Annotated in this window: 13 protein-coding genes; all 13 read left to right on the forward strand. The window is 53.9% G+C overall.

Going from position 1 to position 11,822, the window contains the following annotated elements; translation table 11 throughout:
* The first annotated feature begins 284 nt into the window (after nt 1–284).
* The 13 genes from M3661_RS03250 to M3661_RS03310 all read left to right on the forward strand — a co-directional run bounded on the left by M3661_RS03250 (nt 285) and on the right by M3661_RS03310 (nt 11,789).
* Nucleotides 285–1,745: an NAD-dependent succinate-semialdehyde dehydrogenase gene (locus tag M3661_RS03250; RefSeq protein ID WP_083189575.1), complete on the forward strand. Its 1,461-nt coding sequence runs from the start codon at nt 285–287 to the stop codon at nt 1,743–1,745.
* A gap of 56 nt (nt 1,746–1,801) precedes the next feature.
* Nucleotides 1,802–2,104, forward strand: coding sequence for an EthD family reductase (locus tag M3661_RS03255; RefSeq protein WP_065293843.1), 303 nt, complete (start codon nt 1,802–1,804; stop codon nt 2,102–2,104).
* Nucleotides 2,101–2,532 carry a PaaI family thioesterase gene (locus M3661_RS03260; RefSeq protein WP_251482309.1) on the forward strand — a complete coding sequence of 144 codons (432 nt, stop codon included), beginning with the start codon at nt 2,101–2,103 and terminating at the stop codon, nt 2,530–2,532. The genes M3661_RS03255 and M3661_RS03260 overlap by 4 nt, the downstream gene beginning before the upstream one ends.
* Nucleotides 2,533–2,730: 198 nt before the next feature.
* A complete protein-coding gene (locus M3661_RS03265; protein WP_251482722.1) occupies nt 2,731–3,531 on the forward strand; it encodes an enoyl-CoA hydratase-related protein in 801 nt (266 codons plus the stop codon).
* Between the two features lie 11 nt (nt 3,532–3,542).
* Complete coding sequence (locus M3661_RS03270; RefSeq protein ID WP_251482312.1) at nt 3,543–4,898, forward strand: phenylacetate--CoA ligase family protein; 1,356 nt, start codon at nt 3,543–3,545, stop codon at nt 4,896–4,898.
* On the forward strand, nt 4,895–5,677 hold the full coding sequence (locus M3661_RS03275; protein WP_217492520.1) for an enoyl-CoA hydratase-related protein: 783 nt from the start codon (nt 4,895–4,897) through the stop codon (nt 5,675–5,677). The genes M3661_RS03270 and M3661_RS03275 overlap by 4 nt, the downstream gene beginning before the upstream one ends.
* Nucleotides 5,678–5,691: 14 nt before the next feature.
* On the forward strand, nt 5,692–6,492 hold the full coding sequence (locus M3661_RS03280; RefSeq protein WP_065293846.1) for an enoyl-CoA hydratase-related protein: 801 nt from the start codon (nt 5,692–5,694) through the stop codon (nt 6,490–6,492).
* A gap of 3 nt (nt 6,493–6,495) precedes the next feature.
* Nucleotides 6,496–7,374, forward strand: a complete 879-nt coding sequence (locus M3661_RS03285; protein ID WP_065293840.1) for a 3-hydroxyacyl-CoA dehydrogenase family protein — start codon at nt 6,496–6,498, stop codon at nt 7,372–7,374.
* Complete coding sequence (locus M3661_RS03290; protein WP_065293839.1) at nt 7,364–8,137, forward strand: 3-hydroxyacyl-CoA dehydrogenase family protein; 774 nt, start codon at nt 7,364–7,366, stop codon at nt 8,135–8,137. Before M3661_RS03285 ends, M3661_RS03290 begins: the two co-directional genes overlap by 11 nt.
* The gene (locus tag M3661_RS03295; protein WP_251482315.1) at nt 8,115–9,314 is read left to right on the forward strand and encodes a thiolase family protein; all 1,200 of its coding nucleotides are present in this window, start codon (nt 8,115–8,117) and stop codon (nt 9,312–9,314) included. Before M3661_RS03290 ends, M3661_RS03295 begins: the two co-directional genes overlap by 23 nt.
* A 55-nt stretch (nt 9,315–9,369) precedes the next feature.
* On the forward strand, nt 9,370–9,792 hold the full coding sequence (locus tag M3661_RS03300; protein WP_251482319.1) for a thioesterase family protein: 423 nt from the start codon (nt 9,370–9,372) through the stop codon (nt 9,790–9,792).
* A 126-nt stretch (nt 9,793–9,918) separates the two neighbouring features.
* Complete coding sequence (gene paaX / locus M3661_RS03305; RefSeq protein ID WP_251482323.1) at nt 9,919–10,773, forward strand: phenylacetic acid degradation operon negative regulatory protein PaaX; 855 nt, start codon at nt 9,919–9,921, stop codon at nt 10,771–10,773.
* A gap of 578 nt (nt 10,774–11,351) precedes the next feature.
* Nucleotides 11,352–11,789: an Rrf2 family transcriptional regulator gene (locus M3661_RS03310; RefSeq protein ID WP_065293835.1), complete on the forward strand. Its 438-nt coding sequence runs from the start codon at nt 11,352–11,354 to the stop codon at nt 11,787–11,789.
* Nucleotides 11,790–11,822: the final 33 nt, after the last annotated feature.

Consider the following 11,822-nt stretch of genomic DNA (forward strand, 5'->3'; position numbering starts at 1 on the left):
AATGCTTAATGCTTAATCTTTAGTGCTTAATGCTTAATCTTTAGTGCTCTAAGGCTTTAAGGTTTTAAGGATTAATGCCTGTAGTTCATAGCGGGATTGTGATGTTGTTAGACGTTTGGTTTGTTGCACTGCTTTTTTGTATGGTGTTACAAGGCTCTGTAAAGGTTGAACAAGTAATTTTTTTACAGGCAGCGACAAGGAAGGCAAGGAAAACGATTGCGCACATTTGCGCCGCCTCTGGAGCGGTATAAGCCGCAGAGGCAGAGGGAGGGTATCCGATTACGATGGAAAAAAGCATGCAGACTGTTGAATTGAAGTCGATGTTCATCAACGGAGAATGGACGCAAGCACAAGGCGGCGGTATGCTCCGTGTCGTTAATCCAGCAACTGGAGAAGAGGTAGGGACGGTAAGCTATGGTGATCATTTGGACGCAAGAGCGGCCATCGATGCGGCTCATCAGGCATTCCCAGGCTGGTCTCGCTTGACCGCCCGTGAGCGTTCAAAATATTTGTACCAACTATATGAATTGGTGCGCAGCCATCGTGATGAACTGGCGGGCATCATCTCGGCGGAGATGGGTAAGCCGCTGCGTGAGGCCAAAGGCGAGGTGCTGGGGGCTGCCGACAACTTCATGTGGTATGCAGAGGAAGCGAAGCGGGTGTATGGCGAGACGGTTCCATCCTCTGTGCCGAACAAGCGGATTATGGTCAGCCGCCACCCGGTCGGCGTCGTCGGAGCGATCACACCATGGAACTTCCCGGTTAATATGGTCGCGCGGAAGATTGCGCCCGCGCTCGCCGCAGGGTGCACGGTCGTTTTGAAGCCAGCCGAGAGCACGCCGCTAAGCGCAATTAAGTTATTCGAGCTGATCGCACAAGCCGGTTTCCCAGCCGGTGTCGCTAATCTGGTCATCGGCCAGCCGGAGACAGTGGGCCAGGAGCTGCTCGACAATCCAAAGGTTCGCAAAATTGCCTTCACCGGCTCGACGCACGTCGGCAAGCTGTTGATGGAAGGGGCGGCCAAGCATGTGAAGCGGGTCAGTCTGGAATTGGGCGGCCATGCGCCGTTTATTGTGTTCGAGGATGCCGACTTGGATGCGGCGGTTGCGGGGCTGTTCGAGAGCAAGTTCCGCAATTCAGGACAAATGTGCATCTGTACGAATCGCCTGTATGTGCACGAGTCTGTGGCAGAGGCATTCAGCACCAAGCTGATCGAACGGCTGAGCAAGGCGAAGGTTGGCGACGGACGCAGCAAAGAGACCGAAATTGGCCCGCTCGTTAACCAACGGGCGCTTGATAAAGTGCTGCGCCATATTCAGGATGCACAGGACAAAGGCGGGAAAGTTGTTTTCGGCGGCAAGCGCTTGATGGAGGGGGAATACGGCAAAGGCTTCTATTGCGAGCCGACCGTCATTACGGGCGTAACTAAGGAAATGGAGATTGCTGCCGAGGAAACATTCGGCCCAGTTGTGCCGATGATGACCTTCACGGATGAAACGGATGTTATCCAAATGGCGAACGACACATCATATGGCTTGGCTGCCTATGCCTATACGCGTGACAGCAGCCGCTGTTTCCGTCTGGCGGAGGCTTTGGAATACGGCATCGTAGGTATTAATGATGGTTCACCAACACAGACTCAGGCGCCATTCGGAGGCTGGAAGGAAAGCGGACTTGGCCTGGAGGGCGGACGCTACGGAATGGATGCATTTTTGGAAACGAAATTTGTTTCGTTCGGGTTGTAATCATCGTTTTGATAGATGTAATGAATGAATATTGAGAGATAAGGGAGGATTTATTCATGGTCAAATTAATCGCGATCTACCGCAAGCCTGAGGATGTCGAGGCGTTCAACGAGCATTATTTTAATACCCATTCTCCATTGGCAGCAAAAATGCCTGGACTCGTGAAGATGGAAGTGGGAACGATTTATGGAACGCCAATGGGGGATAGCGATTTGCACCTGATTTGCGAGATGTATTTTGAATCGAAAGAGGCCTTGAAGGCAGCCCTGTCATCCGCTGAGGGCAAGGCGTCCGGCAAGGATTTGATGGGGTTTGCCGGCAAATTGGTATCCATGCATATGGCGGAGGTTCATGAGTGAGCAAGCCGACGCATCGCAACCGGTTTAATGATTTGCTTGGAATCGAGATCGTTCGGCTGGATGAAGATGGATGTGTTATGCAATTGCATACCCACCCTGATCTTCATAACAGCATCGAAGGCTTCGTGCATGGCGGCGTGACGAACACGTTGGCTGACGCTGCCATGGGCCATGCGGCTGCACCCCCGATTGACGGGGTGCAGCAGTGTGTAACCGTGGAGAGCAAGATCAATTATTTGTCTCCGTCCATCGGCGAACTTCTTGTTGCGGAGTCTCGGGTGCTGAAGCGCGGGCGCAATTTAATTGTGATGGACGCGCGCATTACCTGCGATGGGAAGCTTGTCGCTGTCGCTTTGGGGACATACGCGCGCGTCAGTCCTAATCGAGGGGAACAAGGCACGGAATTGCCGTCCACGAAGCAGGAATAAGGCGATGGAGTAGGTTGTCGAGCAGACGGATCAGCGGAAAAGAGGGGGCTGAACGAATCGATGGAGATGCAGGAGCAGAGATTGAGCAAGGCGTCGGTGCAAAGTGAGGTACCGGTGCAGGATCAAGAACAGGGTCTGAATCAGCAAAATCTGAATCAGGGACATGAACAGGTGCAAGACCAGGTACAAGTTCAAGGTATGCTTCAGGAGCAAGAGACGGTACAGTCAGTGAAGCTGGATCGCCACGATCATGTTGCCGTCATTACGCTGAATCGGCCTGCCGACTTAAATGCCCTCAATTATGAAACGCTGGTGCGCCTGGGAGAAATCGTCGCGGAAATCCGGGAGGATCGTCATCAGATTCGTGTCGTTATCGTGACGGGCGCGGGCCGAGCCTTCAGCGCAGGGGCTGATCTAAAGGAACGGCGCACGCTGAATGAACAACAGGTGAGACGCAACGTGCGTGCGATCCAGGATGTGTTCACCGCCATGGAGGAGCTTCCGCAGCCGACGATTGCAGCAGTGAACGGATATGCGTTCGGCGGCGGTTTCGAATTAATGCTGGCCTGCGATTTGCGCTTAGCTGTTCGGGATGCCCGTATGGGACTTACCGAGGTGAGTCTGGGCATCATTCCCGGTGCAGGTGGAACGCAGCGGCTGCCGCGGCTTATCGGGCCAGCGCGGGCGAAGGAGCTCATCCTGACTGCGCGGAAAATGAACGCCCAAGATGCGCTGCAATACGGATTGCTGAACGGAATAGCCGATGACGCAGAGCAGCTCCACACAATGACGCTTGATTTGGCGAATGAGATTGCATCTAATGCGCCGCTCGCGGTCTATCAGGCCAAATACGCCATAAACTGGGGCAGCCATGTTGGTTTGTACTCCGGACTAGAGGTTGAGGCACAAGCCTATGAGATGATTATCCCGACGAAGGATCGGGCAGAGGCATTAGAAGCCTTTGCGGACAAACGAAAGCCTGTCTTCCGTGGGGTGTAGGAGGGTAGCGCGTGATATTCAATGTCGAAATGGAAACGATGCCGCATGAACGGATGCGGGTGCTCCAACTGGAGAGACTCCGCCACGCCGTCAAGCGGGCATATGACCGAGTACCTTTTCATCGTGCTGCGTTAGATCGGGCGGGCCTTGATCCGGAGGACATTCGCAGTTTGGAGGATATCCGCCGCCTGCCGTTCATGAAGAAATCCGATCTGCGCGATTATTATCCGTTCGGATTGTTCGCGACCGAGATGAGCGAAGTTGTACGTATCCATGGTTCATCCGGCACGAGAGGCAAGCCGATCGTTGTGGGGTACACGAAGCAAGATATTGAAGCTTGGGCTGAAATTGTTGCACGCGCCATTTGCTGCGCAGGTGGTCGGCCCGGCGATATTTTTCACAACGCGTATGGGTATGGCTTGTTCACAGGAGGATTGGGCCTGCATTATGGCATCGAGTGTCTAGGCGCGGTCGCTGTACCTGTGTCAGGAGGGAATACACCGCGCCAGATTACGCTTATTCAGGATTTCAAGCCGCGCGGCTTGTCAGGTACACCGTCCTATATTTTGAATCTGGTGGAGGAAATGCGCAAGCAGGGCATTGATACGCGGGCAACGAGCATCGAGTACGGCATTTTTGGCGCGGAGCCTTGGTCGGAGGAAATGCGCCGCCATCTAGAGGATGCTCTTGGAATTAAGGCGATTGATATTTATGGATTGAGTGAGGTGCTTGGGCCAGGTATCGCTATCGAGTGTCAGGAAGCGCAGGATGGTCTGCATATTGCCGAAGATCATTTTCTGGCGGAGGTGGTCGATCGCGAGACGGGTGAACCGCTGCCGTACGGGCAGGAAGGCGAGCTGGTGTTTACTTCACTGACCAAGGAAGCATTCCCAGTCATCCGCTACCGGACGGGCGATATTGCGTCGCTTCACCCGGGTACCTGCAAATGTGGCCGCACGACGATGCGGATGTCCCGGATTAAAGGAAGAGTAGATGACATGCTGATTATACGCGGCGTCAACGTTTACCCAACCGAGCTTGAGGCTGTGCTGCTTAACTTCTCCCAACTTGCGCCCCATTATCAAGTCGTCATTGAGCGGGACAATGCACTTGACCGCTTCGAGATTCATTGCGAGATTACGCCGGAATTCTGGAGTCGGGTAGGCAGCGTTCTGGAAAGCCAGGAGGTTGCCGAACTGGTAAAGGAGATCGGCAAGGCGATCAAATGCTCGCTCGGTGTCTCTGTTTTACTGCATGTGAATGAGCCGGATTCGATTGCGCGCAGCGAGGGAAAAGCAGTACGCGTTGTCGATAACCGCAAGCGAGCGGCAGACGTTGAAGAAAGTGAAGGAGTGGGGGCGGGATGACGAAGATGGGCAGTAGTAATGTGACCGTGTCGGTGGACGGTGCTGTAGGTGTGCTTACCCTGAATCGGCCAGACGTGTTGAATGCTTTGAATCGCGAGCTGATGCAGGAGCTTGTGGCTGAACTGGAACGAATGGATCGGGACGATGCTGTGAAGGTGCTTGTTATTACAGGGAATGATAAGGCCTTCGCCGCAGGAGCGGATATTAGGGAAATGGCGGATGAATCCGCTGTTTCGCTGCTGTTGAAGCGACAGTTCGATGTCTGGGATCGCATCGGCGGCATCACTAAACCGATCATCGCCGCTGTGAGCGGATATGTGCTCGGCGGAGGCTGTGAGCTGATGATGAACTGTGATCTTATTGTTGCCTCGGATACGGCGCGCTTCGGGCAGCCGGAAATTCGCATTGGTGTTATGCCCGGTGCTGGAGGAACGCAGCGGTTGACCAGGGCAGTGGGGCAGCGCAAGGCGATGGAACTGCTGCTGACCGGGGATACGATGCTCGCGGAAGAGGCTCTTCGCTGTGGTCTAATTAACAAGGTAGCTCCAGTTGAGCTTTATTTGGAGGAAGCGCTGAAGCTTGCGCGGCGCATTGCCGACCAGCCGCCTCTGGCTGTTTCCCTTATTAAGCAGGCCGTTCGCAAGGCGCAGGATCTTTCACTGGCCGAAGGTCTTGATTTTGAGCGGCAATGTTTCCATCTGTTGTTCGCGAGCGAGGATCAGAAGGAAGGCATGCTTGCTTTTCAAGAGAAGCGAAGTCCCCAATTCAAGGGCAGATAGGAGGAATCATGGCTGTGTATGAGACGATTCTGTACGAAGTATCAGCAGGCGTAGCCCGGATCACGATGAATCGGCCGGATAAGTACAACGCCTTCACCGGGAAGATGATCGCCGAGATAATTGATGCGTTCCGTCAAGCAGGCAAAGATGCTGCGGCGCGCTGTATTGTCCTGACCGGAGCGGGCAAAGCATTCAACGCAGGGCAGGATCTGGGCGATGTGCCAGGTGCCGGCGGTGTGGTCGGGCAGGACGGAGCTGCAAACCACGGCGACATGCTGCGTTCGCGCTACAATCCGCTCATTTTGCAAATTCGCAACACGGAGCTGCCGGTTATCGCGGCTGTGAACGGCGTAGCGGCAGGAGCAGGGATGAGCCTCGCCCTTGCTTGTGATATGCGTGTGATGTCTGAGCGGGCTTATTTTGTCAGTGCATTCATTAATATAGGGCTTGTTCCCGATTCAGGGGGATGCTACTTCCTGCCGCGTCTTGTCGGCTTGGCCAAGGCGATAGAAATTGCCACGATTCGGGATCGCGTTACGGCGAAGGAGGCGCATCGGATTGGCTTGGTTAATCGCGTATGCTCTGCCGAACGGCTGGACGAGGAAGCAGCTGAGCTTGCAGCCAAGCTAGCTCAGCTTCCGACGCGGGCGATCTGGTTGATGAAGCAGACAATGAACCGGGGACTGGAAAAGGGGCTGGCGGAGACACTGGAGCAGGAGGCATATGCCCAGGAGATCGCCGGACGCACGCAGGATCACCGGGAAGGCATGCAGGCTTTTCTAGAGAAGCGGCCGCCTATGTTCAAGGGGGTATAGCCGATGGAAGACTATGTTTCCGGAGGAAGCCCCGGCACGGTCGGTATTATTGGTGCTGGCACAATGGGAGCGGGGATTGCGCTCGTATGCGCTCGGCGGGGTCGCCGTGTTCGATTGCAGGATATTAAGCCAGAGGTGCTGGAGGCTGCGCAGGCCTATATCGGTTCGGTTCTGTCGAAGGATGTTGCGAAGGGGAAAATCTCGGCGGAAGAGAAACGGTCGACACATAATCTTATTGAGTTAGTGCAGGACATGGCAGCATTAAGCTCATGCTCGATCGTCATCGAGGCGATCCCCGAGAATCTGGAGTTGAAGCGCTCTGTGTTCGCCCGCTTAACAGAGCTTTGCAGCAGTGATGTGCTGCTGCTGAGCAATACGTCCTCCCTTTCCATTACGGAACTTGCAGCAGGCTTGCCTCATCCGGAGCGCATCATAGGCTTTCATTTCTTCAACCCTGCGCCGGTTATGCCGCTTGTGGAAATCATCCGCGGCCACAAGTCGGCAGATGCCTGCGTCGCTGCCGCCCGCAGGTTTGCGGAGGAGCTGGGCAAGGTGCCTGTGTTGGCGGAGGACTCGCCCGGATTTATCGTCAACCGCGTCGCCCGACCTTATTATAATGAAGCGCTGCGCATCATAAGCGACCGGGTGGCTAAACCGGAGCAGATTGATCGCATTATGAAGCAGGCTGGCGGTTTCAAAATGGGGCCGTTCGAGCTGCAGGATCTAATTGGTCTCGACGTGAATCTGGCGACAACGGAATCGGTCTATACCCGGTTCAATCATGAGAGCCGCTTCAAGCCGAGCCGGATACAGCAGCGCATGGTGCAGGCAGGAAGCTTAGGCAGGAAGACAGGAGAGGGGTTTTATTCATATGACCAATAACGCGATCCTGTTGGATGGAAACGGCCCGCTGCGCGAAGGCCTTCATGTGCTGCTAGAACGAAGCGGATATCAGATTATTTCCTTGGCAGAGTCGGAGGAGTGCAGGGATGCCCTCTCCTCGGTTCGATACGGTATGGAAGTAACCAATGATGATGTGGTTGAAAAACAGGCGAATATCGTGAAAATGGATCGGCTATTGCCGCCGGAAATACCAATCGCGGCTACCTCGTTAGCTCTCTCTGCCACTGAGATCGCATCCTGGGCATCTCAACCGAAGCGAATATGCGGCTTCGGAACGCTCGCACCCCTGGAAGAACGCGAGTTGATTGAAGTGGCTCCTGCCTTGCAGACATCAAAGGAAACCCTTCATAGTGTGGAGGAGCTGTTCCTCTCTTTGGGTAAACAGGTAGACATTGTGCAGGATGAGGCGGGACTTGTCTTCCCGCGCATTCTCGCCTTAATCGTAAATGAAGCCGCCTTCGCTCTAATGGAAGGGACGGCTTCCGCTACGGATATCGATACGGCTATGAAGCTGGGAACCGGTTATCCGTACGGTCCACTTGAATGGGCAGACAGAATCGGGCTGGATGATGTGCTGGCGGTTCTGAGCGGTCTCCACCGCGATCTGGGTGAAGAACGGTATCGCCCAGCTCCGCTTCTGCGCAAGCTCGTGTTGGCAGGCCGGTTTGGCTCCCGCAGCGGCCAAGGCTTCTATTCCTATGATATTGGGGGGGAACAAGATGGCAACACCCGTAATTATTGATGCGATACGTACGCCGATCGGACGCTACGGCGGAGCGCTCAAGGATGTGCGCGCCGATGATCTGGGCGCGATCGTTATTCGCAGCCTGTTGGAGCGGAATCCGGTCGCCCCTGATCGGGTAGACGGCGTTATTGTCGGCTGTGCGAATCAGGCGGGGGAGGACTGCCGCAATGTGGCGCGCATGTCGCTGCTGCTGGCTGGAATGCCGGTCGAGGTGCCGGGCGTGACGGTAAATCGCCTATGCGGATCTGGCATGGAGGCCGTTCAGCAAAGCGCCTATGCCATTATGGCAGGGGCGGGACATATGTATATTGCCGCCGGGACGGAGAGCATGACGCGGGCACCTTATGTGATGATGAAGCCGGAGGCCGCTTTTCAGCGTGGGCACCAGCAGATCTTCGACACGACTTTGGGCTGGAGGATGACCAATGACAAGCTGGCCACTCTCTATCCTCCCATCAGTCTAGGGGAGACGGCGGAGAATGTGGCGGAGCAATACGGCGTAAGCCGGGAGGCGCAGGATGAGTTTGCGCTCTCCAGCCAACGGAAGTATGCTGAAGCCCAAGCAGCGGGGAAGTTTGCAGCCGAGCTTGTTCCGGTGGAGGTGACCGGGCGCAAGGGCCAGATCATGAAGATCGAGCAGGATGAACATCCTCGTCCTGAGACGACGCTGGAGCAGTTGCAGAAGTTGAAGCCGGCCTTCAAGCAAGGGGGAACTGTGACGGCCGGGAACTCGTCGGGACTGAACGACGGGGCAGCGGCGCTGCTCATTATGGAACAGGAGGCCGCCCATTCGCTCGGACTTCGCCCACGCGCCCGCGTGGTTGCTGCTGCATCTGCTGGCGTCGATCCGTCCGTGATGGGAATCGGCCCCGTGCCGGCCGCGCGCAAAGCGCTTCAGCAGGCTGGACTGAGTATCGAGGACATTGATCTGTTCGAGCTGAATGAAGCATTTGCTGCACAGGCAATTGCCAGCATGCGGGAGTTGAATATCGACCCGGTTCGGGTGAATGTGAACGGCGGGGCGATTGCGATTGGCCATCCGCTCGGGTGCAGCGGGGCTCGGATATTAACGACACTGCTCAATGAGATGGAGCGCCGAGAGGTACGTTACGGCTTGGCTGCGATGTGCATCGGTGTCGGTCAAGGCATCGCCACGATAATTGAGCGAATATGACCAGGCCGGCAGCCTGAATGGGCATGGTTGATTTTTTTGGCGAGGAGGAATCGACGTGAAGCAAGGATTGGTTCCAGGCGCTGAAATAGCTTTTGCTGTGACTGTTACACCGGATATGTATCCTGCTTTTGACGGCACGGCCATTCACGAAGTGATGTCTACCGTCACCATGATTTACTATATGGAGAAGGCTGGTCGAGAGATGATCGTTTCTTTTTTGGACGAAGAGGAAGAAGCTTCGGGGCTCGCTCTTGATATCAAGCATATAGGGCCTGCGGTCGCCGGACAGGAGGTAACGTTTCGAGCTGTATGTGTCGAGGTGGGAGCGAAGCGCATGGTGTGCGAGGTGACAGCAGAGACGCGAATCAATCTAGTCGGGAAAGGAACGTTTACGCAGGCGATTTTCTATAAAAATACGATGGCAGAGCGGCTCACGGCTTTGCGCCGCAAGGCGGAAGAAGAGCAGAAGCTATCTTGACAAGCTGAGCGGCGGTTCCTCCACTCCGACATGCCCTCCATTTTGCTTGAGCTATGGAGAATCAAGTGATACAATTTGACGAGATACAACATTTGGAAATCACGTGATTGACTAGGAGTGGTGAACATGAGGCCGCAATCGATGCTGTTTACCATATACGGCGAGTATGTACGTCATTATGGTAGCGAAATCTGGGTTGGGAGCCTGACCGCCCTGATGGGGGAGTTCGGTTTGACCGACCAGGCCGTACGGGCCGCTATCTCACGCATGCTTCGCCAAGGGTGGCTGGAGTCGCGCAAGGTGGGAAATCGCAGCTATTACTCAATGTCCCCGCGCGGCAAGCGGCGCTTGGATGAGGCGGCGGCCCGCATTTATAAGCAAGAGACAGATGTGTGGGACGGCAAATGGTGCATTGCGAGCTACAACATTCCCGAAAAGGATCGGGGCATACGGGATCAATTGCGCAAGGAACTGGCATGGCTCGGCTTCGGCATGTTGACGACGAGCACCTGGATCAGCCCTAACGATCTAACTGACAAGGTGAGGGACATCGTGGAATCACGCGGGATATCCGGATATGTGGAAATTTTTAAGGCGGATCATATCGCTTGGAGCAAATCTAGGCAGTTGGTGCAGAAGTGCTGGAACATCGATGAGATTAATGCGGCTTATGCTGAATTTATTGAGGTATACCGCCCAAGTTATGAAAAATTGCTCACGATGATGCAGCAGGGGGATACCATACCTGACGGCTACTGCTTCGTAGAGAAGAGCAAACTGGTTCACTGGTACCGGAAGTTCTTATTCATTGATCCGGACTTCCCTGAAGAACTGTTGCCAGATGTGTGGTTAGGCAAGGAAGCGGATCAATTGTTCCACAACTACTATGATTTGCTTCATACAGGGGCCAGTCGTTTTTTTGAACAAGTATATGAACCTTCTCCTGATGCGCTTCCGCTTCGCAATATCGAGCATGCATAACACTTTTGGAACATTGGCATAGGTACATATCTCGGGAAAATGAATCTCTATGATTTTTGATTTATAAGGGCTCTTTGCATCCTTTTTGCTTCCGTGCTTTAACGTAGGGTCGTATTACCGTTGTTTTTAATGGAAGCTTGTGCGAGTCATAAGACATGGAGTGAACAGCATTTCGATGATTCCAATGGTGCGTTTTGCGGTTTATCACGTGTCACCTCATGTATGAATACTTGTCCTCATTCTGTATGCTTGTGTAAAAAGTTCTGATGATAGCTCTCTTGTTTGTGGAATCATTTGGTTGAATCCGAATTTAGTTACTAGGGAAACGTACAAATGTCCTTCATTTCAATTGCACATAAAGATAAGCGCTTTGCTTCTGTAATTTGTGCCAAATTGCAAAATAGGCAGCTAGGACATATAGGGAATTGCGAGGAATGAGTGTGTTATCACTAAGTGAGATAGCGGTGTGCGCCAATATATCGAACGGCGTGGCCGCTTTTCATTTGCAGATGGAAAAAAGGAAGCTTGACAATTCAAACTGGTTGTAACTATAATGGTTACACGAAAGGGTGAGCAGCATGAAGATAAGCAGCCGCTTTAGTGTAGCCGTCCACATTCTATCCTTGCTGGCGCTTGAACCGAACGCCCATCATACGTCGGAGTGGATGGCGGGCAGCGTCAACACGAATCCTGTTGTTATCCGGCGGGTAACGTCTCAATTGAAGAAGGCTGGGCTCGTCGATGTACGGCCTGGAACTGGTGGGGCAACGTTAAGCAAGCCAGCAGGCGATATTACGCTTCTTGATGTATATCGTGCTGTAGAGGCTGTTGAAGAGGGAGAGTTGTTCGGGTTCCATGATCATCCGAATCCGAAGTGTCCAATCGGAGCCAATATAGAATCGGTGTTACAACTAGTTATGCTGCGTGCGCAATCTGCCATGGAGCAGGTGCTGGCAGAAATGACCTTGGATCATCTGGCAGTTGACCTGAAGGATCGAATGGAAGAGAATGAGTAAATCGTTCTAGGATGCAGGCGGTTATCAATTCGA

The sequence above is a fragment of the Paenibacillus sp. MER 180 genome, assembly GCF_023713665.1.
GTDB lineage: Bacteria > Bacillota > Bacilli > Paenibacillales > Paenibacillaceae > Paenibacillus_B > Paenibacillus_B suaedae.